This window comes from Mycobacterium sp. TY815 (genome assembly GCF_030755135.1).
In the GTDB taxonomy this organism is placed as follows: domain Bacteria; phylum Actinomycetota; class Actinomycetes; order Mycobacteriales; family Mycobacteriaceae; genus Mycobacterium.
In genome coordinates this window covers 293,140-316,888 of sequence record NZ_JAUFRX010000001.1, presented here as the reverse complement: position 1 = coordinate 316,888, position 23,749 = coordinate 293,140, and the positions used below count along the sequence as shown (strand labels likewise).

The window sequence follows — 23,749 nt, the reverse complement described above, 5'->3', positions numbered from 1 at the left end:
ACGGATCAGCCGAGGTGATGCGGCTGATTTGCGCTGCAGGCCGCGTAGCAAGCCCACCGCTTGCATTTCACCTAACTCTTCAGGACCCGCAGGGCGAATACGCCGACAGACCGGTCCCGATGGACTGCTCGGTGATGAGTTCAGACTCTTTCCACCATGCGCCATCAAATCCCCCGCATGGCGGAGCCATGCGCACCACTCATATCGATGCCGGTGCGCACTATCCAGCAGGAAGATTCAGTCTGGCAGCAAGGTCCGGGCCACCCACTTCCCGGATGAATTCCGGGTCTCCGCACACCACGAGCTGATCCCGCGCCCGGGAAAGCCCGACGTAGAGCCGTTCCCGCGAGCGCTCGAATGCTGACCGTTCGTTGACGACCAGCACGATCGCCCGTCGCTCAAGTCCCTTGAAGCCCAGCACGTGTCCATAGAAGACCTGCTCTGCATCCCAGAAGCTATCCCAATAGGCGGCGTTACCCGCGGCTTGCCGCTCCTTCTGCTCCGGGTGTCGGCTGCCAGTAGTCAGCAGAGCGACGTCTTCCGGGCGCCATCCCTGTCCCAGGAGTGATTCGACCTCGTCGTCACCGACATCCATAGCGTCGTCGCGCGAGCAGGCCACGAACTTCACGGCGGGCCCGTCGCCACCCAGGAAGCGCATCGGGTGATCCACGAGCGGCTGAAAAGCGTTGGCAATCTGCTTGGTGTTGCGCACGTTGTGATCCAGGATCAGCGGGACCAAGGGAACGGGCGGCGTGCCATGCCGGCTGAACACGCGCTGGCCCTCGTCGCTGAAGACGTACAGACCGCCTGATTCCTCGTCTTTCAAGGCGGCGAGCAGTGGATCCCACCAGGCGTCGGCGAAGTCCTGTGCCTCATCGACAACGATCGAGTCATAGCGATGTCCAGGATCCAATTGCGCTGCGCGCTCTGCCATCTGCTGCGGAAGGTCGTGTTCCCAGAACCGGATGGTCTGCTCAGTGCGTAACGATTCGTCCGGGCCTTCCGGTGCGCCCCATAGAACTCCGAGCGCATGAAATTCCCCTACATATGCGGGCCGCTGGCGACGGGGCCAGGCGGCGCTGACGCGTTCCAGGTAGGACGCCAGGCCGTGGGAGTAGCACACGAGCGCCACCCGTTGGCCCTGCTGAGCGAGCCGGCGGGCTTGTTCGATGGCGAGGAAAGTCTTGCCGCTGCCTGCACCGCCGCGCACTTCAACGCGGTTGATCAGACGAATTGCGTCAAGGATGACGGACTGGTGACCGGTGAGCGTATCGGCCGCGTCCTCATTCGCCAGGGCGCGGGCGACCACGTCGCGTTGCGGTAATCCCCTACCGCTCAGCACGGTGCCGAGTTGTGTGATCCCGTCTTCGGCCAGCAGCGGCCGGTCTAACTCTTGCCGGATGATGATGCGACGCAGCTTGTGCACCAGCATGGGAAGATCGGTGCGATCAATGATCTTCCAACGTGGGCATTCCGGCAGCGAGAAGTCCTTCGGCAGTTCGACATTGGGCAGCACCACGACGTGATCCCAGCGCAGGCGCCCCCGCTTCCAGCGCGGATCGCTCTCGACATAGCTCCGCAGCGCATAGCACGCTTCACGCGCTTGGCGGATCGGCTCGATGTTGACCTTTTTCCCACCGCGGATCTGGCACCAGCCCTCACCGTCATGCCACACCTCTCCGCCCTTGACCTCCAAGCAGACGATGCCCGCGCCTTCGATACCGACAACGAAGTCGACCTCGTGGTCCTTGAGATGGTCGGTGACACGCTGGCCGGGGATGACCAGATCGTTGGGCTGCAGCTGGTCGATCAGCGCGTGGTACACACACCGCTCGGCGCCGTTCGCCAGGCGCGGGGCTGTGGCATGCAGGGTCGTCGACTTGGTTACCGCCATTTCATGATTGAACAACGTGCCGGTGACAACTGGCCACAAGTCCAATGGCGCCCACGGCAGCGCCGTTGCCTACGCTGACCACCGTGGACCAGGAAGACATGGTGCGGCCGAGCCGCTCGGGGCCCGGCTGGCTCACTCGTAACGTGCGGGTGCTCTCGGCGGTGTCGTTCCTGCAGGACAGCGCCAGTGAGCTGCTGTATCCGCTGCTGCCGATCTACCTCACGGCCGTACTGGGTGCTCCGCCGTCTGTGGTGGGAGCCGTCGAGGGCGTGGCCGAAGGTGCGGCCTCCCTGACAAAACTCGCGGCCGGCCCGCTCGGCGACAGGTTTTCGCGTCGTCCCCTGATCACCACCGGGTACGGGATGGCGGCACTCGGAAAGGTGATCATCGCCGTGGCCGCGGCGTGGCCGGGTGTGCTCGCGGGTCGCGTGGTCGACCGGCTCGGCAAGGGTGTCCGCGGTGCGCCGCGGGACGCCCTGCTGGTCGACCAGGTGGACGAGGCGTTGCGCGGCCGCGTGTTTGGCTTCCACCGCGCGATGGACACCCTGGGAGCTGTCGTCGGCCCGCTGCTGGGCCTGGCGTGCTACGAGCTGCTCGACCACAAGATCAAGCCGCTGCTGTACGTCGCGATCGTGCCCGCCGTCCTGAGCGTGGCGCTCATGTTCCTGGTACGGGAGCGCAGCCGTCCCGTGCCACGAGCACAACGGCCGTCCATGTGGGCCGGTGTGCGCAGCTTGCCGCGGCCGTATTGGCGGGTGACCGCGCTGCTCATCGCGTTCAGTGTGGTGAATTTCCCCGACGCCCTGTTGTTGTTGCGGCTCAACGAGATCGGCTTCTCGGTGGTCGAGGTGATTCTGGCCTACGTCGGGTACAACCTGGTGTATGCGCTGGCCAGCTACCCGGCCGGGGCACTGGCCGACCGGGTTGGCAGGCCGGCGCTGTTCGGTTTCGGGCTGACGTTCTTCGCAATCGGCTACATCGGGCTGGGACTGACCACCGACGTCGTGACGGCTTGGCTGCTCATCGGGGCGTACGGACTGTTCACGGGATGCACCGACGGGGTCGGGAAGGCCTGGATCTCCGGGCTCGTCGGGCCGGAGCATCAGGCCAGCGCGCAGGGGGTGTTCCAGGGCGGGACCGGTTTCGGAGTACTGGTGGCGGGTTTGTGGGCGGGGCTGCTGTGGGGATCGAACGGGCAACTGCCACTGTTGGTTTCGGGGATTGTTGGCGGGGTGTTTGCGGTGGTCGTTGTTGGCGGCCGGCTGGTCCGCGGTGTCGGGCACCGCTGAACAATTCCGTCAGCCGCCGCCGCGCGTCATGGTGCGGCCCCGGAAGAAGGCTGGGGCTATCGCCCACCAGACCGCCATCAGGATCAGTCCGAGCACCAACGCCCCGATACCGACCGCTGCGACAGCGCCGAACCCGAGGAATGTGATCTCGTTGCCGTCGTCGTCCGTCAACCAACCGGGCGTGGCGTACTGGATGAGCCCGTAGCCGAACACGATCAGCAAGACCGCTCCGCCCAGCAGCGGGGCGACGCCGCGGATCACGAAGTCCCGCACCGACCTGGTGAGGGTCTTGCGGTAGTACCACGTACACGCAAACCCGGTGAGCCCGTAGTAGAACGCGATCATCAACCCGACCGATCCGACCAGCGCGGTTAGCAGGTTGGTGCTGACGAGAGTGAACAGGACGTAGCACGGGATGGACACGGCGCCGACCGCGATGGTCGATGTGGTCGGTGTGAGGTAGCGATGGTGGATCTTCGCGAACGAGTCAGGTAGCGCCTGGCACCTCGCCATCGACAAGGTGGTGCGCGCGGTCTGCAAGATCGTCGCCTGCGTCGAGGCGGCGGCAGACGTGAGGATCGACGCCGCCAGCAACAGCAGTGCAATCGTGCCGAGTGTGCCGTTGCCGAACAGATCCGGACCGATGGATGCGAAGACGTCTTTGGAGTTGTGTGGGTTGCCCAGCCCGGAGCCCGTCGTCCCGACACCGCCGAACGCGACGGCCGACACGGTCACCACGGTGTAGGTCGCCAGCAGCAGGAAAGTCGAGATGATTGCCGACCGGCCCGGGGTGCGGGTGGGGTCCTCGGACTCCTCGTTGCACGCCAAAGCTGTGTCCCAGCCCCAGTACATGAAGATGGCCAGCAGAATCGCTGGGGCGATTTGAGACCCAAAATCAAGACCGTCCGGCCAGAACCACGACAGTGACGGATGCAGTGAATTCGCCTGGGCCCTAACGGTATACACCTTGACCAGCGCCACCACCGAAAACACCATCAGCATCAGGATCTGGATCGACAGCAGAGCGGAGAGCACTGAGGCCGAGATCTCGATGCCGCGATAGCAGACGTAGGTCATCAACACGATCCACCAGACGCCTCCGACCGTCGACCAGAACCTGTTGTCGGCCAGGGCCGCAACCGAATGCCAGCCCAGGACGCCGACGAATCTGAACGAGTACGCCCCGGTGATCTCGACCAGGTTGGCCATCACAATCACTTCCGCCGCAACCATTGCCCAGCCGCCGAGCCATCCGACGACGGGCCCGAATGCCCGCGACGCCCACGCGAACGTGGTGCCGCAGTCCGGTTCTGCCGCGTTCAGTTCCCGGCAGGCCACCGCGATCAGGAACATCGGGACGAACGACATGAGCACGACGCCAGGGGCTTTGACACCGGCCAGCTGCCCACCGCCACTGGCCACGATCAGACCCAATGTCGCGGCCAAGCTGTACGCCGGCGCCGTGGATGCCAACCCGACCACCACGCTGGAGAGCAAACCGAGTGCGCCACCCTTGAGGCCTCTTCTTTCGACGGTCGCCACGGCCTCACCGGCCGCAATCTCAGGTTGGCTCATCGTTGTTGATCAGTTCACCGTGTGAAGGCCCGCAGCCTCTTCCAACTCCTGCAGGGCCGGCTCCATGCCGTCGGCAAGTTTGTCGATGTCGTCGGCGATCTCGGGTGTTGTGACGAAACCGAAATTGATCAATCGGTGATAGCTGAAACAGCTGATGTTCAACCCCACGTCCAGCATCAGCGGTCCTACCGGCACCAGCCGCTCGACGACCGCGCCCGCCAGATAGATCGGGTGGTCAGGGCCCGCAACGTTGGAGATGACCAGGTTGATCGGGGCGACGTGCCCGCCGAGATGGCTTGCGGTGTAGGCGCGGATCGCCAGTCCCACCAACCCAGGCGGTGTCGTGTCGGTCAGCCCCAAGCTCTGATGAGCGGTCAGCGTCTTGGTCATTTCCTTGGCGCCTTGGGAATTGGCGAAAATTTTCTTCAATCGTTCGGCCGGTTCGACCACGTCGGTGGCCAAGCTGATCGTCGTGGAGATGATCTGGTTGCCGACTTCGGCGCCGTTGTGGTGGGTGGATATCGGGACCTGAGCCACCAACGGCCGCTCGGGCAGCTCGCCACGGTCTTGCAGGTAACGGCGCATCGCTCCCGAAACCAGTGCGAGCACAACATCGTTCAGCTTCACCTCATGGGCTCGTTTCACCGCATTGAGCCGATCCAGCGGGAGACTGCACGTGGCGACCCGCCGTTCGGGAGTGAGGTCGGTGTTGAAGCGCGTCGTGGGAGCTTGGAAGAATCGCGGCGGTTTGTTGGGCAGCCCGCGCACCGCCAACTGTTGAAACAGCGTTTGCTGAATAATCCGCAGCACGCGGTAGGGCGTCATGATCGCGACGTTGACGATCGCGCCGAACATGCGCCGCTCGAATCGAGGCATGCCCGACGTCGATGATGCGCCGGCTACGACGGCGGGCGGTCGCGGTTCAGGCGTGACGTCGAGCATGATCTCGGTCAGCCCGGCGCCGGACACCCCGTCGATCAGTGCGTGATGCATCTTGGTCAATATCGCGACCCGCCCTTTCTCGACACCCTCGATGAACCACATCTCCCACAGCGGCCTGTCGCGGTCGAGCGGGTAGGACATCAGGCGGCCCACCAGATCGTCGAGCTCGCGGCGTCCTCCGGGTGCGGGCACCGCGATCTGACGCATGTGATAGTGGATGTCGAGCTTGGTGTCCTCGACCAACCACGGCCGGTCCAGACCCAGCGGCGCGCCCTTCACCCGGTGACGCAGCATGGGAAGCTCCGGGAGGCGTTGTACGAGCAGGTCTTTCATCAGATCGAAGCTGAAATTCTCCGCATCGGACGGGTCGCAGATCATTAGTCCCCCGACGTGCAGCGGACACTCGTGCGTATCAGCGAACCAGAACGTCGCATCGAGGGCTGACAACCGCTTCATGGCTGCACTGGTCTCTCGTCGGCATTCGCGCGCAAGGTGCGGTTCATCGGGGTTCAGCTGCTGCCGGAGAGGCTGATGACGTCCGGGCCTGGCGTCGCCGAGTAGAGCTTGTCAACCTCCGTCGCGTATTTCTCTGCGATCGGCTTGCGTTTGAGCTTCATCGTCGGGGTGAGCTCGTCGCCGCCCGGCTCCCACGAGGTGCCGAGGATGAGGAATCGCTTGATCTGCTCGACGCGGGACAGCTTGGAATTCCCGTCGAGGACTGCGGCGGTGAGCATTTCGCGCGCGTCGGGATGCTGGGCGAATGCGGCCACCGACTGGTCGGCCATGCCGAGCGCCGCGGCCTGCGCGGCGGCGGCTTCGGGATCGAGGACGATGAGTGCCGTCACGTAGGGCCGTGCATCGCCGAACGCCACGACCTGGTCGATCAACGGAGAGGCGGCACGGATCGCCATCTCGATGTTCGTCGGGGAGAGATTCTTGCCAGATTCGTTGACCAGCAGCTCCTTCTTGCGATCGACGATCGTCACGAAACCTGCGTCTATCGTGCCGATGTCACCGGTGTGCAGCCAGCCGTCGGCGTCGACTGCCTCCGCGGTCTGCTCCGGCTGATGGCGGTAGCCTCGCATCACGATCGGCCCGCGGATCAGCAGTTCGCCGTCGTCGGCCACCGAGACCTCCACGCCGTTCAGCGCCGGCCCGACCGAACCGACCCTGTTCATACCGGGCCGGTTGGAGGTCGCGCCGCCCACGCACTCCGACTCCCCCCACACTTCGTAGACGGGAATGCCTAGCCCCCAGAAGAATTCGATTGTCTCCACCGGGATGGCGGCGGCACCGGTGACTCCCCACCGCAGCCGGTCGAGCCCGAGCGCGTCGCGCACTTTGGCCAGCACGAGGCGATCGGCGATCTTGCGGCGGATGGCAAGGGATGCGGGCAGCGGCTCGCCGGCCAACGACAGGCGGGCGGCGTGCACGCCGGTTTCGATGGCCCACAACGCTAGTCGGCGCTTGAGGCCGGTGGCCTCGGTCTCGAGTTTCGTTTCGATTCCGGCTTTGATCTTCTGCCACACTCGGGGCACCCCCAGCCACACCGTGGGGCGAGCATCCTGCAGCGCCTGTGCGATGGCGTGGAGGTCGGCGACATCGGTAACCTGCACTCCCAGAACCATGTTGGCGTAGTGCCCGGTCACTCGGTCGGCGATGTGCGCGTGCGGCAGGTACGAGGTGATCCGATCGGTCGGTAGCAAGCCGACCAGGTCGACGATCGCCGAGAATTCGGCCATGACGTTGGCGTGGGTGAGCTCGACCCCCTTGGGTGGGCCGGTGGTGCCCGAGGTGTAGATGATCGTGGCGACGTCGTCGGGCCGGACCGCGCGCCAGGCTGGGTTGAGATCGGCTTCTGCTCCGTGAGATTCGAGCTGTTCAAGGCTCTGGTAGCCCTCGACGTCAGCGTCAACGACAATCACGTGATTGGGTTGACTCCCGGCCGCCTCCACCGCGGGCAGAAACTCTTTCTCGGTGACCACGACTTTGTTCCCGGCGTTGCTGAACAGGTACCGGATCTGATCCGGCGCCGAGGTGTTGTAGATCGAGAACGGGATCGCGCCCAGATGCATGGCGGCGGTGTCGACCAGGTGGAACTCCGGCCGGTTGCGCAACATGATGCCGACCGTGTCACCGTGTGCGACCCCCAGGGCGGCAAGGCCGGCGGCGATCTTGCGGACTCGGTCGGCGTACTGACGCCAGGTGATGACCACTTCGTCGCCGACCGTCCGGATGGCGATCGAGTCCGGCTTGATGGCGGCCGTCTCCTGGAAGGCTTGCGGCAGCGTGGACACCAGCGCTCCGCTGGGGTGCCGGACCACGGTGGGATCGGCTTCGACCATTCCTTCCTGCTCCTTTGAGGGCTGAGCGGGACTATTGCTGACTCCCGAGTGTCCGACGAGTGCGGGGGCGCGGCCAGAGGACAAGGTCCTTTGTTGACCGGCTGCGACCACTCCCCGTCCCGGGTGAACTTCTGCCCAATAGACGCCAAACCCGAGTTCTCGGGTGGCGCCACGCGTGTAGTGTCCGCTCTCGTCAGCCGACGAGCGCCTGGAAACTCGCGGCCCGCTTGCTTAGCTGCCGACGGGGGTGCCGTGAGCGAACACCAAATGTCCGACATGTCGGGCGGCATCGATGACGACGAGGTCGTGGTGACGTTTCACGACGAGGTCCTGCTAGTTGGCGGCGATCCTGCCGCGGTCGAGTCCTACCTGACGAGGCTGCAGGGGAACGCCGGGCGAGCCATGAGGGTCGCCGGGACCCACGGCGCCTCGCTCGCGAACGGCGGGCCGGGGACGTGCTCGGCAATAACCTGACCCTGTCGCGGATGGTCGAGTCATTGGAAAGGTGCGGGTCGCTACCCGACGCGTACTGGGATTCGGTGGCCGTTCTTGGACCGGCGCTCAACGTCACCGTCGAGCAACTGCGCAACCATGTCGGGCGCATCCTGGCGTCTTTCGATGACGAACTGCCGGTGCAGCAACGCGCGGAGAAGCTGCGAAATGCGCTCAACGACAACCGACTTAATGACACATTGAGCCTGCTGGTGATCGCAGAAGATTCGCTGCACAAATGGCAGCGCCGGAGCCTCGCGCGAGTTGCATCGACGCAACCAGAACACCTGCTGCGAGCGATCGATGAGGCTCGCGAGCTCGTCGACCACCATCTGCGAGAAGACGTCGCAATCTACCGGAACGCAAAGGAAGTACTCGACCGGTTCGGCAAGTCCAAGGCCTCGACGGCTTCCGCTTCGGCTCGGTGCGAGAGCTGGCCACCCAGCGCTTAGCCATGCGCGACGAGCTCGACAATTTCGCGAAGGCCCGCCATCACCAGGTCGAGGCCTGGGAGGACTTTCACATTCCGAGCGTGCTCGATGCCGCCGTCGCCACCATCGGAGCCGTCGCGACCACCACAACCCATGTCCTCGCGGCCGCCGCCACGGTCTCGCTCGCTTGGGCGCGCTGCTGACAGAGCCGTTGCGAGACAAACACTGCGAAGAATCAGAGCGCACCGAGGACGCTGAAACGCTCACGTGAATGCCCAGGCGGCTCTGCGATCCGGTCGCCAGGTCTGCTTTCTTGAATCACCTACTCTGTCGGAAGACCGATGAACTGACCAACCCTCCGCGACATCCCTTCCGCGTAGGACGGGTCGAAAAGCGCTGCCAGGAGCGCCATTTCAACCTGCCTAACGGTCGACGAGTTGGCTTCGCCGAGTAATTCCGACCCCTTGGCAGTGGCAAGTATTCAATTGTCGCCGACATCGTGGATGGCGCGGACCCCTCATGAGCACAGCCGCTAAATGTCAAATATCAAATGTTCGACGCCATCAGCGGTTGAAAGTGCGTCCGGTACTCATTCGTCCAGTTCCGTTTGGGCAAAGGATGCTTGGCGCAGCTCTCATCAAGTGGCGAGGTGGGGGTCGCTGCGCGACTGCCGAAACGCTGACATCCACGCCGAACAGTGCTGAGATTGACTGATGGAAACCAAGCACCCCAACGATGCCGGTCATGTGTTTGTGGTGAAGGCCAATGTCACCACAATTGACTGTGACGCCTGGCTGTGTCCCACGGATCCGAAGTTCCACGTGACCGCGGGATTTGCATCAGCCGTTGGCCTGTCCGCGGCGGGACGCCTCAAGGGCCCATCTTGGGAGCATCCCCTGGCGGTCCCGTTCAATCTCGGGCGTTCCCGCCCGCTGATTGTTCTTTGCAATGTTGGCACGTACGAAGCCGAATCGCCCGATGACGTCAAACATCAAGTGGGCCAACTAGGACCGATCGTAGAAGCGTTTGTCGAGCTGTCCGTCCAGCACTGCCGCCGACGGGATGCTGAAACAAAACTCCGACTGGCGCTACCGTTAATCGGTACCGGAGAGGGCGGCCTCAAAGGCGCCAAAGGCGACACCATCAAGCCGCTCGTTTCCAAGCTTAAAAGTCTTGCGCACAAGCATGAGGTCGACATCGTTCTTTGCACGTACGATGATTTGGCTTGGTCAGCGGTTCAAGCAGCACGCGGCGGTTGGCAACTGCCGCCAGCTGAAGAGGAGTTGGCTCAGTCGCTTGCCGAGGAGGCGCGGGCTGGTCGGTTGGTACTTTTTATCGGCGCAGGGGTGAGTTGCGATGCCGGCGTTCCCGGCTGGCAAGCTCTTCTGGACAATCTTCGATCTCGCACGTCACTGGACGACGAGCGAGACGCAATACACAAGCTGGATTTGCGTGACCAAGCGGCGTTGATCGCGAAAGAACTAGGCGGACGCGAGGAGCTGCTCACGAAGATTCGCAAGACTATTCACAGACATAAGCGGATTGGATTGACCCACGCCCTGCTTGCGTCGCTTGGCGTGCAGCAGGCAGTCACCACCAACTACGACCAGTTGTACGAGCGCGCCTGCTCCTATCGCACCTCCGACATCGATAGCTGCATGACTGTGTTGCCCTACGGTCGCGTGCAACGGGACCGTCCGTGGCTATTGAAGCTGCACGGTTGTATTGAACAACCCGATCATATTGTCATCACTCGGTCCGACTACCTCCGTCTTGCCCGAGAGCGCAGCGCACTTTTTGGAATAGTTCAAGCTCTGCTAGTCACCAAACACCTGCTTTTCGTGGGCTATTCGCTCACCGATGACGACTTCCACCGACTTGTCGAGGAGATTCGGATCGCAACTGACTCGCCAAAAGCGAAGCCGTTAAGTCAACTTGGAACAGTTTTGACAATAGAGGACTGGCCTCTGGCTCCCATTTGGAAAGATGTTCTCGATGTGCACCGCGTCGGCGAAGGTTCGCGCGATCGCTCGGGACGCAGGCTTCAGATCCTCCTAGACCGGGTTGCTCAACTCGCGGCACCACAGGACCTCCACATACTCGACAAGTCGTTCAACGGTCTCCTCTCCAAGGGAGAGCGCGCGATCGCAAGGCAACTCGGCAAGCTACAAGCTACGGTTGAGCAAGTGCTGACGCAATGTCCTGATCAGCCCACCGCACGGGCGGTTGAGAAGATGCTCGACCGGTTTGCCGCGGGCGAAAGGATTGATCAATGAAGTGTCAGCGTGGCCCGGATTCGGCTTAGCGACGACCTGCCTCCTCGGCTCAGATCGAATCGGCGTAATCGTGCGCGAAAATCAGCAGAAACCTTCATCGACCAAGATCGCACCCTCGCGGGTAACGAGATGCGCCTGGCCGGAGCCCCCAACGATCCGGCACCAACTGCGTACCTCCAGACAATCTCCCATCAACTTTATATGGAAGCCCCCGTACATGCCTCCGACCGGGAACCACAACTCCTGGCCTGGTACCTCATGCATGATCCCGACAGGTGGGTAGCGCAGGACGCGCTGCGGGTCGGACCCGTAGCCGTCCATGCCCTTGATGCGACTGTCGATGACACCAGCCAGATGCTTGGCAAGAACGCTAATATCGCTCTGTCTAAACGGCGAAGGCGGAGGCTTAAGGCACCGCTCGCGTAAGACCAGGGATTTGCGTCGTTGTGCAGCAACCCCTTTGGGACTCTTTGCCTGCGAGTCACGTTCGCAGCGGACATCGTAGGCGGTGCGTCCGCGGGAATCCGTCAACGAGCGCAGAGCACCGCGACGGATGAGTTCGTCGGCGACGCCTGCAGGAGCGCCATGCCAGGCCGCCTGATGCAGGACTGTGAACCATGCGGTTCCGCCGGGCCGCCACCAGTTGATCCGAGCCTGTTGCGACGGGTCGTCGAGCATGTTAAAGACGGTTGACCAGTCCCCCACTTTGGCCGCATCGGCAAGTCGGTGGCCAGCCGACACAGCTTGGTCGAACATGTAACTCGGATCGAGCACCCCGAACCAGACAAAGAGGCCTTCGGGAAGTGCGTAGTCGCGGTCAGTCATCAACCCTCCTCGGTGTTGCTTTGCTTTCAGGCAAATTCAGTTGGCGCAGCCGACGAGGCGCCGCAGCCCGCTTCGGAACGCCGAGTTGGGACAAGCGCTAGGTAGCACCGATTGCACGTCGCGCAACGCTTCTTCGGCACCGACATCGCGTAGCCGCGCGCCGTAGAGCGCCGCTATTGTCGGCGTACGACTCTGCGCCGCAACGCAATGCAACAGAACAGTCCGACCCTGCTCTCGCAACCGCTCGACGGCCCGCGTGGCGTCGAGCATCACGTAGTCCAAGTGCGGATTCTCGTCATTCGGCGTTCGGTCAATCAGCCGCACTTCGATGTGCGGGATATCCTGCCGCACATCGCTATCGGCCAGCCGACACAGAGACACGACGGCATCAAACTTGTCCGGCAGTCGACGCAATGCCCCTATGCCGCCTAGGACGACACCGTCGTCGTAGGGGTGCCGGGCATACGTTTCGATCGGAAAATCCGAATAAGAATAGTCGAAACGGTCTGCCTGACCCTTTCGAGCAATAGCTGCAGCCAGTCCCACCAAGCCGTGCGCATCAAGATCAGGCCACCCGTGCAACCACTGCCGCCATTCGAGCGGAACAGCGGAGGCCCCGTAGGCCGCACCGAGCAATCCCCCCGCGATCGCCGCGACAGTGTCAGTGTCATTGCCGGCCCGCACCGCGGCATCGATGCCGTGCCGGAGCCTATCGGCACGGAAACGCCCAGCAGATGGGTCGTCTTCCGGTTCCGGTGTCGTCACTATCGCTGACCATGCCGCCTGTAGCGCGGCGACCACCCATCCATTGTTCGCAAATGACGACGGTGCCGCCCGTTCCGCCTCAGTCAGCCGCTGCTCCCATCGCGCACGTCGACCGGATTCGATGTACCGCAACCCAACTCGGACATCAAGCTGCCCGGTGAGCACCGCATGGCGCATTGCACAGCACCACAGGGCGCATGCGTCACCTGCATCCGGATCATAGTGAGTAAGCTCGCTGATCGCGCGAGCAGCCTCGACCATGGCGTTCTCGTCGTCGAGGTAGGCAATAGCCACCGGCGCGGTCCGCATTAGCGAGCCATTTCCAGCCGTGTGCCCGGTGCGTGCATGCAAGCTGGCTGATACAGCGCGCGCACTGGCAGCGGATATCGAGCCGCCGCGCGCGGCTGATCGGAGTACCCTCGAAGTCTGGATCCCAATGTCTTTGGGGTTTCGAGACCATTCCTGCCAGCGCGCTACGACCGCGTCCTGGGCGGACTCCTCGCGCAGATCGGCGCCGGTTGCCGCCACTTCGGCAATGGCAATTGCCATCGCGGTGTCGTCCGTCCATTCGCCGCGTTCCCAACCGCGGCCACCGACCATCGCCACTTCGAGCCCCGCTTCGCGCGGTGGCTCGAATTCGTAGGGCGCGCCAAGAGCGTCGCCGGCTGCGACGCCGAGTAGTGCACCCTCAATACGGTCGTCCAATGAAGCCATGGTCACCATCTCCCTCCGAGGGCATTTTGCGCTCATTCGCGCTAATTAATCCCATTTTGCGCGATAGAGCGCAATTTGTCTAGACTGCGCGAGGAGGCACTGACATGAGCGACGCTAAGCACCGCGATTCCAAGGGCAAGGCGCTTGACGAGTACGAGCGACCGTCAGTCGCCGTCGACACTGCCGTGTTCAGCCTGAGCCACGACAACGCCTTAATGGTGCTGGAGGTGCGTCGACCTGCCGGGCGCGGATGGGCATTACCAGGGACCTTCCTGCATAAGGGCGAGACACTTGCCAAGGCCGTCGACCGATCGCTCCGGGAAAAGGCAGATGTCCGCGGCCTGCGCCCTCGGCAATTCCATGTGTTCGACAACCCCCGCCGCGACCACCGCGGTTGGGTGCTCTCTGTTGCTCACATCGCCGTTGTGCAGCCGCATCAACTCAAGTCGCGCAGACTGAACCAAACCAGGTTAGCTCCGGCCCGCGACCCCGGTGCACTTCCATTCGATCATCCGACAATCGTCGAGCTAGCTCTTCAGGACCTGCAGGCGCGCTATGCCGACAGACCCGATCCCGATGGATTCCTCGGTAATGAGTTCACACTCTTCGAGTTGCGAGCCGCTCACGAGGCGGTGGCGGGAAAGAGCTTCCAACGAGATGTCTTCCGGCGTGCCATGTCGAGGTTCGTCACGCCTACAGGACAGCTGAAGAGTGAGGGCAGAGGCCGGCCCGCCGAGACGTATCGGCGTCAAGAAGTCCGAGCATAAGAGCGTTCGGACACGATGTTTGCCGCTTCCACAGCCATGTTAGGGCTGGACTACCCACGAAGCTGCAGCCGGCGAGCGAGATCCGGCCCGCCAACTTCTCGAATGAAAGCTGGGTCGCCACACACCACAAGCTGATCCCTAGCGTGGGATAGCTCGACGTAGAGCCGCTCCCGCGAGCGCTCGAATGCTGACTGTTCGTTAACGACGAGCACAATCGCCCGCCGCTCAAGCCCTTTGAAGCCCAGCACGTGTCCGTAGAACACCTGCTCTGCATCCCAGAAGCTGTCCCAGTAGGCGGCGTTGCCCGCTGCTTGCCGTTCCTTCTGCTCGGGGTGCCGGCTGCCGGTGGTCAACAGAGCGACGTCTTCTGGGCGCCATCCGTCATCGAGAAGCGACTCGATCTCGTCGTCGCCGACACCCATAGCGTCATCCCGCGAGCAGGCCACGAACTTCACGGCGGGCCCGTCGCCACCTAGGAAGCGCATCGGGTGATCGACGAGCGGCTGAAACGCGTTGGCGATCTGCTTGGTGTTGCGCACATTGTGATCCAAGATCAAGGGCACCAGCGGAACCGGCGGGGAGCCATGACGACTGAAAACCCGCTGCCCCTCATCGCTGAAGACGTAGAGTCCGCCTGATTCCTCGTCCCTCAGCGCTGCAGGCAACGGGTCCCACCAGGCGTCCGCGAAGTCCTGCGCCTCGTCAACGACGATCGAGTCATAGCGGTGGCCAGGCTCCAATTGTGCTGCCAGCTCCGCCATCTGCTGCGGCAGGTCGTGTTCCCAGAATTGCACGGTCTGCTCGGTGCGTAACGATTCATCGGGGCCCTCCGGTGCGCCCCAGCGAACCCCCAAGGCATGAAACTCGCCGACGTAAGCGGGTCTATGGCGTGGGGCCAGGCCGCGCTGACGCGCTCGAGGTAAGAGGCCAGGCCATGCAAGTAACACACGAGAGCCACCCGTTGACCTTGCTGTGCGAGGCGGCGGGCCTGCTCGATGGCCAGGAAGGTCTTGCCTCCGCCGGCGCCGCCGCGTACCTCCACCCGGTGAATGAGGCGGATGGCGTCAAGAATGACGGACTGGTGTCCGGTGAGGGTGTCGGCGGTGTCCTCGTTGGCCAGCGCACGGGCCACGACGTCGCGTTGCGTAATCCCCTGCCGCTCAACACGGTACCGAGTTGGCTGATTCCATTCACGGTGATTAGCGGCCGGTCTAGTTCCTGACGGATGAGAAGACTGCGCAGTTTGTGGACGAGATCTTCCAGCGGGGGCATTCCGGTAGTGAAAAGTCCTCCGGCAGCTCGACATTGGGCAGAACGAGGACGTGGTCCCAGCGCATTCGGGCCTGTGTCCAGCGTGGGTCGCTCTCGACGTAGCTGCGCAGCGCATAACACGCCTCGCGCGCCTGGCGGACCGGCTCGATGTTCACCCGTTTTGCCGCTGCGGATCTGGCACCCAGCCTTCCCCGTCGTGCCAGACTTCACCGCCCTTGACCTCCAAGCAGACGATGCCGGCGCCCTCGATGCCGACAACGAAGTCGATCTCGTGGTCTTTGAGATGGTCGGTGAAGCGCTGGTTGGGGATCACCACGTCGTTGGGTTGCAGTTGGTCGGTCAGCGTGTGGTACGAGCAGCGTCCGGCACCGTTCAGCAGGCGAGGGGTTGGGGCTCGCAGCCGCGTCGACTCAGTTTCCGCCATTACAAGATTGAGTAACGCGGCGGTGACATGTAGCAAGATTCCCACTAGCACCGTCGTAGCAACCCACCGAGTCAGTTGGCTCGCCGACGTCGGAGAGGCTGATACAACGCTGTCCGGGGCGGGAGTTGTCGGGTCTTTCCACCCACCTGACTGCGAGGCGAGGCTGAAGGACGTGTTCTTTCGCGGTGCGCTGCCCCTACCAAGCACTCGTAATTGTCGAGCCGCACCAGCTTGGCACGCATGTAGTCCATCCGCTTTAGCTTATGACTTCCACCCAGCACGTGGCCGTGAGGAACCGGGTGGCACGGACATGCGCAACATGCCCATACAGTGCCGGCCCTGGGTGACGACCAGCTTATGGATGGCGAACCACAAAAGAGCAGGACGATTTTTCACCGACGGTATTCCTCGGCGGGGCAGGGATGCCCAAACCCTGAATTGGCTTAGCCTCGCAGATACTCGGAAGGAGGGAACGTCATGACGGGGCCAGAGAACGTACCGACTGACCAACCCTTCGTGTGGCGCGGGGTACTCGACCCTGACCTGTTGTTCGACGATGACGTGTCGGCGAGTCATGAATGTGCCGATGCGGCCAAAGCGGCTGACTGGGCAACAGTATTCGAACTGCTCGACGACGACGAACTACACGTAGACATCAACGGGTGGCGGCCCGGCGGGACCACCTGGTTCACCGTTTTACACCAAGCCGCTTGGCACGGCGCACCCAACGAAGTCGCCGCCGAACTCATCCGACGTGGCGCCTTGAAGTCACTCACCGACGCTCGGGGACGCACCGCCTACGATGTCCGGCGCGAACGGGACCTGAAGGCGGTTCACCCCAAAGACATTGCCGCACAACAGCGAAAATCGCTCATTCTGCGCACGCGCTATCTTAAGCCACCGCCTTCCCCCCTGGGGCGCTACGAAATCCGCGCGCTCGAGTGGCACCTCGCCGAAGTCATCGACAGCCGCATCTGCGGCGTGCTCTACGACGGCCGCGATCCCCAACGCGTCCTGCGATACCCTCCCGTGGAGATCTTGCATGAGGTGCCGGGCATGCGCATATGGTTCCCCGTGCCCGGGATGTACGGGGGGTTCGACATCACGTTGGCGCAAGACCATCTCGATGTGAAGAGTTGGTGCCGCGTTGTTGGCGGTTCGGGACAGGCACATGTGGTCACGACGCAAGGCGCGGTTCTGGTCGATCAAGGATTCGTGTAGTCGGGCAGCAATCCCTACACAGCTGTTCGACCTCCTCGTACGCCAGCCCCTGCGCCTTTCGCTGTCGGGATTTTCTTGTCGGTGGCCAATCGTATTCTTTGCTCCTCGGCGCGATGCGAGGGGGAAAAATGCGCGGACGTGGGGTTATTGCGGGAGTAGTCGCAACATGCGGGGCATTGGCCTTGTCGGGTCCGGCTCGGGCCGACCAGTACGACTTCATCTCCGAGTTGGACAACTCGGGGGTGAGCTACGCGTCAATCACCGACATGATCAATATCGGCAAGGGGCTCTGCCACGACCTCCGAAACGACGTGTCACCTTCGTTGGTGCTCGGCAAGCTGCGCAGGACAGGCTTCGCACCGACCGAGTCGGCGATCATCCTGACCGCAGCCGTCAACAACATGTGTCCGGACACCAAGTCCCTGGTTGTCGCCTGGGCACGTGAGAATGGCTATACCGGTCCGGCGTGAGGATGTAGACGAGCCAACCTACCCAGCAGGCTATTTGGGACCATGCGGGTGCGGTTTCATCGAGCCTGTGTCTCCCCCGTCCGCTACGCTCCCCAGGTCAACGACGGCTCGCCCGGAAAGCTCGGAGGACGTGACCACTGGCTTCGAGGACGCTGCGATGGCGGTCCTCCGGCAGGCATTGGGACCTTCAGCGGAGTTCCTCGACGACCGCGACTTCGGCGCTAGGCATGGGTTTCGACTAGCCTGATCTCTCCTTCGTCATCCACTTTCAGTCGCTGGACTCCCCTGTGGCGAACCACCAGCCGGTGAGACGGGCGGGCCGTGCTGTCGACCACCGCCGATGTGGTCTTACCGTTAAGTGAGCGAGACAAAGACATCCGGCAGATGCCCCTCGACCACCGCATTCCAGCGCAACCACACTCCGAGCAGGTCGTCGATTATCTTGAGGCTCAAGCGGATTGGGCGGGGCTACGTGAGATCGTAGAGCACGTAAACATACCGAGCGCGCGGATCGCTGGGCTGCTCATACTCGATGTCGAAAGTGCGGGTAAAAAGGAGCGGTCGAAGTATCGCCACCTTTCCCGCCACATACTCACGCTTCAGAGTTCTCCCGTCGACAAGCAATGAACCGAGCCGTAACCGGCAACTGGACGTGACAATGTCAGAGTCCACAAGCCTCTCAAGCACGCGACACCGACACGCGACGTCATGATCTACGATGACAGACTTTGTCCAGCAATATATTCCAGCTGTGAACGGCGCTCTTCGCTGAGCCTCGACCAGACCTCTTCAAACGGCCACCAAGGCATCCCAGCTTGGTCGTAACCGCCGGGTTGCCCCCAATACCCCGCTCGCAGTTGCTCATTGAAGCTGTCAGGGCCTCCGCCCGACATGAATATGATTTCGTGTCGTTCAAGGCGAGTTGGTTTCTGCTCATAGGCGACAAAAGTGACTTGATCAACTTTTGCACGCCACTCTGGCGTGCGCGTATAACGCTTGATGAAGGCGTCGGCGTTACAGCCCTGGCCAACGAGACGTTCAAGCATCTCTAGTGTCCTGAGTCATTAATTCTGGTGCAGTAGTTGCCGATGCTGGCTAGGATTTGGTCGGCGGTCTTGGTCCAGACGTAGGGGCGGGGGTTGTCGTTCCAGCTTTGAATCCAGGCGCGGATGTCGGCGTTGAGTTGGCGTACCGAGGTGTGGGTGCCGCGGCGCAGTTTCTTGGTGGTCAACTCGGCGAACCAGCGCTCGACGAGGTTGAGCCATGAGGAGCTGGTCGGGGTGAAGTGCAGGACGAATCTGGGATGGGTTGACAGCCAACGCTTTACCGCTGGGGTCTTGTGTGTTGAGGCATTATCGAGCACCAGGTGAACATCGAGGTCGGCGGGGACTTCGGTATCGACCTTTTTCAGGAATGCCAAGAACTCCTGGGACCGGTGACGGGCGTGCAACGAGCCGATCACCTGACCAGAGGCCAGGTCCAACGCGGCGTACAAACTCGAGGTGCCGTGCCGAACGTAATCATGGCTGGCCCGCGCGGGCGTGCCGGGCAGCATCGGGAACACCGGCTGAGTGCGGTTGAGCGCTTGGATCTGGGTCTTCTCATCAACACACAGCACCAGTGCGCGCTCCGGCGGATCCAGATAAAGCCCGACCACGTCGCGGACCTTCTCGACAAACAGCGGATCCTTGGACAGTTTCCACGAATCTTGTTTGTGCGGGGCCAATCCGAACGCCCGCCAGACCCGCGAGACCATCGACTGACTCAACCCGAGATGCTCAGCCATCGACCGCGTCGACCAATGCGTGGCATCCCGCGGAGCGCTCTCCAGCGTCTTGGTGATCAGCGCCTTGATCTGCTCGTCACCTACGACCCGAGGCCGGCCGGGACGCGGTTCGTCGAGCAGGCCGTCACAGCGCAACTCCACAAATCGGTTTCGCCACCGCTTGACCGTTGACCGCGAGATCCCCATCCGAGCGGCCATGTCGGTATTGGACTCACCATCAGCAGCCGCCAACACAATTCGCGACCTCAAAGCCAACCCCGCCGCACTGGTCCGACGCCGCGCCCACCCCTCCAACTCGGCACGTTCAGCATCGGTCAACTCGATCACGGCAGCCTGCGGATTGGGCACAACTCAGTTTACCAACTGAGCCGTAATTAATGACTCAGGACACTAGGGCACTGTCGCCAGCAGGCCACTGCCAAGCTCGAAGCGTCGCTATCGGGGCCGTAGCCGCAAGGACGACGGGCGGATCAGACATCATCTGAGCCATGACCCAAAAATGACCTTTGCCAGATTGATAGTAAGCGTCGCCCAGCTCCTGGTGCCGCAGCGCGAACACGGACCACAGCGCTTCCCAGGTCGCCTCGGGTGCTCGATTCGCCCAGCCGCCGGCCCGCTCTGGATCGGCTGTGAGCGACACAGTCCCCAGCCTGTCATCCAGGTCAGCGAATCACTTCATCCGCCGAAGGTGGCCTCGTACCTCGCTCAGCGAAACGTCGTATCTGACTGCAACAGCCGATATTTGGTCGGCAACGGATGTCGCCTCGAAGCCGTTTAGCATGATTGCCTCCGCGCTGGACCGTCTGGTGCCGTGGAAGACCGGAAGTTGCATGGCGGCGTACTTAGCTTCTGCGTCTTCCCTATCCTCGTCCGCCGTGCAGCTACTACTCGCTGCCATTTTCGCATCAGATGTCGGTTTATTGCTCATGGCGTCCGATCTTCGCAGACGTATGTTCACTGGGCGGAGCCACTCGACATTGGTCGCGCGTGCGCATTGCATATTTTAATGTGCCCCACTCCCGGTCGCCGGATTTCACGGACGAGCCGACACCGACCGAGGGGGCAGGTGGGCGTCACCACCGTTGAACCGGTGGTCGGCAAGTGGGCCCGGCTCGCGCTGATCTCTCTCGACCTAAGCACCCGTGGGCAGCGGGTAGGTCAGTGGCCGTTTCGGATGGCAACCGATCGGGCGAAGGTTCTGCCTGCGTAGCGTTAGGTCGAATCTTGTTATATGGATGCTGGAATCTAGCCGCGAATTGGAAGTCCGACTCAGTCCATGGAACCACCGCGCCAGATCCCGCGACAACGCCGAAGCTGTTGCTAAAGCAAATTAATCGGTCGTTGCTCGTAGCCATCTGGTGTTCGAAGAAACTCTCGGTTGCATGAACGCCGGTGCCACAGGGATCATGCCGAAGGGCTTAGAGTTCCCAGACCTGGTCCGGGTCGTCAAGAGCGGCTCTGATCTGACTCAAATCGCCAAGATCGGCCAACGGCGACGATCGTGCGATGTCGACGATGCCGCATACGATGTTGGTTATCGCCGCCCCATCCCGTTGTTCAAGAGCGGTATCTAGCCGAGAAAACAATTCCTGAAAGTTGACCCGTCGCTCCTCGAAGACCTTCTCGAAATACCTCGTCAATACTGCTTCAGCGGTCTTTATCCGCGTTACTTCCGTATCCACGTATGCGTTGATACGCGCCCTGGTGGTGTGCTCGGTTTGGTATATCTTGCCGAATTCACGAGCTGCGTCCACGATCTGGCCGGGTGCAGCGAAGGGGTCCAGCGACGATGTAGGCCCGGACGGCGTTCCCACGACGCGAGCTTGGTGCACTCTTGGCTCTTCAGGCATTTTCGGGCTCACCCCCGTCCATCGCCCGGTACTTGATCACCACTGACGCGCTTTCCACGGTCAGATCGCCTGACTCGTCAAGTATCTGCGCGGCCGCGACGTCACGAACGGCAACAGCCAGACTGAGTGCGCGTTGAAATCTGTCGGTGTGAGCGACAGGGTCAAACGGGTCGGATTCCAAGACATCCAACGCCTCCACCCCACGCACAACGAGGTCGGCCAATACTGCGCTCAATTCTTCGACCCGGGCATCGATCGCATGCAGTCGAGCGTCCGTCTCGTCAATCTCTGCGATTGCCACTGCGATTTCAGCTTGGAAAGCCGCGGCTTTGGTAAGCGCCTTCTGGCCCTGCCCCATCACCATGAAGCCTCCGACCAGCAGCGCCGGGCCCACCGTCACAACGTTCAGCGCGGTAGCGCCTAGGGCCATGCCACCTCCGCCTGATGCGAGCGTCCCTCCACCGAGCCAAGCCAGCATTGCGCCTTCCGCTGCTACACCTGAAAGGCCTGAGATTGACGCTCCGGTACCTGCCGTGCCCACTGCAGTGGCCACTGTGGTCACTCCTACACCAGTTCCGGCTGCAGCGCCGGCGGAGCCGAGCAGTCCAGCGACCCATGCTCCGAGATTGAGATCCACACCGCCAGGCCCTACTACGAGGTTGAGCTCAGCTTCGATGCCATCAAGCAGTAGTCGCTCGTGCTCCCTCACCTGCCTCTCGTGGCGTCGCAAGAAATCGGCCATGCTGACCACGACGTCCGTGATCGCCTCTCTTTGACGGCGTCCTAGGGCGATCACCCGATCGTTCGTCTCACCGACCCGCGCAATGCTCTCGGATCGACGCTGTTCGTACCGCGCGCGAGCGTTGTTGAGGTCATCAACCGCCTTCTTGATGTCGAGCGCACCCTTACCACCGAGCGCGACTCCACCCCCACCTGTGAGCGCACCGACGCCGATCAAGATCGCAGGTATCAGCGGCAAAACCATGTGTTCCCCCTTTTTGACAGCCACAGTCTGCCACCCAGCGCTGACAATCGCAGCAACTTCCGCTAGACGCTACGACCCGTCTGCACGCGGTAACGGCCGCTGCATCAGCGAAATGCCGGACCAACCAGCTTCAAAGTGCTAAGCATTGTGAATGGACAGTGCTGCGGAGCTACACCTGCGCCAGCTGATCTTTGGCCGGCTTGCTGAGATCGCGGCCGAGCATGGAGTCGTCACACGAGCCGAACTGAATTCGCTACAAATAGGCGACCAGAGCCGCCGCGTCATCGACCAAAGCAGAGGAATCTGGAATCCTCAAGATCTCGCCGCCACCCTGTCGATTGTGTCGAGCCCCGACGGTCCTTACGCGGATACACATATCAGCGAGACGCTCTTCGCGTATGACTACCGGAAGGGCAACACCGAAGGCGATAATACGAAGCTGCGGCGAGCATATGAACTAGGGCTACCGATCATCCTGCTTCGAAAGCTCCGGCCCAGCATCTACGTACCCGTATTTCCGGCCTATGTCGTCAGCGATGACATCGCCAACCGAAAGTTCTTCATCGCGCTGGACGAGAGCCTTCGAGAGATCGGAGACCCGCTCCGCCTGACCGCTCCCGAGCGCGCGTACGCAGAGCGAATCATGAAGCAACGCCTCCACCAGCCCGAGTTCCGCGGGCGAATCATGTTGGCGTACAACGAGAGTTGTGCAGTTTGCACACTCAGACACGGTAAGTTACTTGACGCCGCCCACATTATCAGTGATGACAAACCTCACGGACTTCCGCTAGTCGAGAATGGGCTTAGCCTCTGCAAGATCCATCATGCCGCCTACGACACGAACCTTCTCGGCATATCTCCCGACTACGTTGTTCAAATCAACGCGGGACTGATGGAGGACACAGACGGACCTATGCTTCAGCACGGTCTCCAAGAAATGAATGGCCGAGCCCTGACCCTGCCTAAACGGCACGCTGACCGACCCTCGAAAGACCGCCTCGCAGAGCGGTTTGACGAATTCAAGTCCGCTAGTTGAGAAGACTAGCGAACGGAGCCGCGTATCTGCTCGACGGCTGATTCGATCTCTTCATGTTCCCAAATGCGAATGACCGTCCACCCAAGTTGGTTGAGAGCGAGGGTATTCCGACGGTCGCGCTCCGCATTAGCAGCAAGTTTCGCTCTCCACCACTCTGCGTTATTCGCGGGCATCGTGCCGTGCAAGGGGCATCCGTGCCAGAAGCAGCCGTCCACGAAAACGACGGTCTTTCGCCGCGTGAACACGATGTCACCTCGACAGCGCACCGACTTGTCAGGTCGAAAGTCGACACGAAATCGAAAGCCCATGCCATGCAACCGCTTTCGTATAGCAATCTCCAAAGCTGTGCCCTTTTGACGCTGCCTCTGCATCCTCCGGCGCGTCACATCA

At 62.2% G+C, this 23,749-nt stretch carries 20 protein-coding genes and 2 pseudogenes; 10 read left to right on the top strand and 12 right to left on the bottom strand.

Features of this window, described 5'->3' with window-relative positions:
- Positions 1-220: 220 nt before the first annotated feature.
- The gene (locus QXK92_RS01300; protein ID WP_306244083.1) at positions 221-1,894 is read right to left on the bottom strand and encodes an ATP-binding domain-containing protein; all 1,674 of its coding nucleotides are present in this window, start codon (positions 1,892-1,894) and stop codon (positions 221-223) included.
- A gap of 98 nt (positions 1,895-1,992) precedes the next feature.
- Between QXK92_RS01300 and QXK92_RS01295 the strand changes: the two genes are divergently transcribed.
- Positions 1,993-3,183, top strand: coding sequence for an MFS transporter (locus tag QXK92_RS01295; RefSeq protein ID WP_306244081.1), 1,191 nt, complete (start codon positions 1,993-1,995; stop codon positions 3,181-3,183).
- A gap of 21 nt (positions 3,184-3,204) precedes the next feature.
- Here QXK92_RS01295 and QXK92_RS01290 read toward each other — a convergent pair.
- The 3 genes and pseudogenes from QXK92_RS01290 to QXK92_RS01280 form a co-directional block, all read right to left on the bottom strand.
- Positions 3,205-4,758: pseudogene (locus QXK92_RS01290) on the bottom strand (APC family permease); the annotation flags it as partial.
- A 9-nt stretch (positions 4,759-4,767) separates the two neighbouring features.
- Entirely contained in the window at positions 4,768-6,156 is a 1,389-nt protein-coding gene (locus QXK92_RS01285; RefSeq protein ID WP_306239874.1) for a wax ester/triacylglycerol synthase family O-acyltransferase, read from the bottom strand.
- Between the two features lie 53 nt (positions 6,157-6,209).
- Positions 6,210-8,045 carry a long-chain fatty acid--CoA ligase gene (locus tag QXK92_RS01280; protein WP_306239873.1) on the bottom strand — a complete coding sequence of 612 codons (1,836 nt, stop codon included), beginning with the start codon at positions 8,043-8,045 and terminating at the stop codon, positions 6,210-6,212.
- A gap of 252 nt (positions 8,046-8,297) precedes the next feature.
- Here QXK92_RS01280 and QXK92_RS01275 point away from each other — a divergent pair, with 252 nt between their 5' ends.
- The 4 genes from QXK92_RS01275 (at position 8,298) to QXK92_RS01260 (ending at position 11,244) form a co-directional block, all read left to right on the top strand.
- Positions 8,298-8,519: a hypothetical protein gene (locus tag QXK92_RS01275; protein ID WP_306239872.1), complete on the top strand. Its 222-nt coding sequence runs from the start codon at positions 8,298-8,300 to the stop codon at positions 8,517-8,519.
- Positions 8,520-8,530: 11 nt separating this feature from the next.
- Positions 8,531-8,989 carry a hypothetical protein gene (locus QXK92_RS01270; protein WP_306239871.1) on the top strand — a complete coding sequence of 153 codons (459 nt, stop codon included), beginning with the start codon at positions 8,531-8,533 and terminating at the stop codon, positions 8,987-8,989.
- A gap of 2 nt (positions 8,990-8,991) precedes the next feature.
- Positions 8,992-9,171, top strand: coding sequence for a hypothetical protein (locus QXK92_RS01265; RefSeq protein ID WP_306239870.1), 180 nt, complete (start codon positions 8,992-8,994; stop codon positions 9,169-9,171).
- Positions 9,172-9,681: 510 nt separating this feature from the next.
- The gene (locus QXK92_RS01260) at positions 9,682-11,244 is read left to right on the top strand and encodes an SIR2 family protein (RefSeq protein ID WP_306239869.1); all 1,563 of its coding nucleotides are present in this window, start codon (positions 9,682-9,684) and stop codon (positions 11,242-11,244) included.
- 81 nt (positions 11,245-11,325) lie between these two features.
- Here QXK92_RS01260 and QXK92_RS01255 read toward each other — a convergent pair whose 3' ends face one another.
- The gene (locus QXK92_RS01255) at positions 11,326-12,069 is read right to left on the bottom strand and encodes an ankyrin repeat domain-containing protein (protein ID WP_306239868.1); all 744 of its coding nucleotides are present in this window, start codon (positions 12,067-12,069) and stop codon (positions 11,326-11,328) included.
- A gap of 36 nt (positions 12,070-12,105) precedes the next feature.
- Positions 12,106-13,548: an ADP-ribosylglycohydrolase family protein gene (locus QXK92_RS01250; protein ID WP_306239867.1), complete on the bottom strand. Its 1,443-nt coding sequence runs from the start codon at positions 13,546-13,548 to the stop codon at positions 12,106-12,108.
- Between the two features lie 104 nt (positions 13,549-13,652).
- Between QXK92_RS01250 and QXK92_RS01245 the strand changes: the two genes are divergently transcribed.
- On the top strand, positions 13,653-14,315 hold the full coding sequence (locus QXK92_RS01245) for an NUDIX domain-containing protein (RefSeq protein ID WP_306239866.1): 663 nt from the start codon (positions 13,653-13,655) through the stop codon (positions 14,313-14,315).
- A gap of 50 nt (positions 14,316-14,365) precedes the next feature.
- Here the strand turns inward: QXK92_RS01245 and QXK92_RS01240 are convergent.
- Positions 14,366-16,011 (bottom strand): annotated as a pseudogene (locus QXK92_RS01240) (nuclease).
- 477 nt (positions 16,012-16,488) lie between these two features.
- Here QXK92_RS01240 and QXK92_RS01235 point away from each other — a divergent pair.
- The 3 genes from QXK92_RS01235 (at position 16,489) to QXK92_RS01225 (ending at position 18,329) form a co-directional block, all read left to right on the top strand.
- Positions 16,489-17,232 (top strand): ankyrin repeat domain-containing protein, encoded by a 744-nt coding sequence (locus QXK92_RS01235; RefSeq protein ID WP_306239865.1) that lies wholly within the window; start codon positions 16,489-16,491, stop codon positions 17,230-17,232.
- A gap of 182 nt (positions 17,233-17,414) precedes the next feature.
- Positions 17,415-17,702: a DUF732 domain-containing protein gene (locus tag QXK92_RS01230; protein WP_306239864.1), complete on the top strand. Its 288-nt coding sequence runs from the start codon at positions 17,415-17,417 to the stop codon at positions 17,700-17,702.
- A gap of 321 nt (positions 17,703-18,023) precedes the next feature.
- Entirely contained in the window at positions 18,024-18,329 is a 306-nt protein-coding gene (locus QXK92_RS01225) for a hypothetical protein (protein ID WP_306239863.1), read from the top strand.
- 86 nt (positions 18,330-18,415) lie between these two features.
- Here QXK92_RS01225 and QXK92_RS01220 read toward each other — a convergent pair whose 3' ends face one another.
- From QXK92_RS01220 to QXK92_RS01205, 4 genes are all read right to left on the bottom strand, one after another.
- Positions 18,416-18,748 (bottom strand): hypothetical protein, encoded by a 333-nt coding sequence (locus QXK92_RS01220; protein ID WP_306239862.1) that lies wholly within the window; start codon positions 18,746-18,748, stop codon positions 18,416-18,418.
- Between the two features lie 2 nt (positions 18,749-18,750).
- Positions 18,751-19,836 carry an IS630 family transposase gene (locus tag QXK92_RS01215; protein ID WP_306239861.1) on the bottom strand — a complete coding sequence of 362 codons (1,086 nt, stop codon included), beginning with the start codon at positions 19,834-19,836 and terminating at the stop codon, positions 18,751-18,753.
- 1,070 nt (positions 19,837-20,906) lie between these two features.
- The gene (locus tag QXK92_RS01210) at positions 20,907-21,302 is read right to left on the bottom strand and encodes a hypothetical protein (protein WP_306239860.1); all 396 of its coding nucleotides are present in this window, start codon (positions 21,300-21,302) and stop codon (positions 20,907-20,909) included.
- Positions 21,303-21,330: 28 nt separating this feature from the next.
- A complete protein-coding gene (locus QXK92_RS01205) occupies positions 21,331-22,296 on the bottom strand; it encodes a hypothetical protein (protein WP_306239859.1) in 966 nt (321 codons plus the stop codon).
- Between the two features lie 178 nt (positions 22,297-22,474).
- Here QXK92_RS01205 and QXK92_RS01200 point away from each other — a divergent pair, with 178 nt between their 5' ends.
- Complete coding sequence (locus QXK92_RS01200; protein ID WP_306239858.1) at positions 22,475-23,359, top strand: HNH endonuclease; 885 nt, start codon at positions 22,475-22,477, stop codon at positions 23,357-23,359.
- A 5-nt stretch (positions 23,360-23,364) separates the two neighbouring features.
- On the opposite strand, the gene QXK92_RS01195 is transcribed toward QXK92_RS01200, so the two are convergent.
- A complete protein-coding gene (locus tag QXK92_RS01195) occupies positions 23,365-23,730 on the bottom strand; it encodes a very short patch repair endonuclease (protein ID WP_306239857.1) in 366 nt (121 codons plus the stop codon).
- Positions 23,731-23,749: the final 19 nt, after the last annotated feature.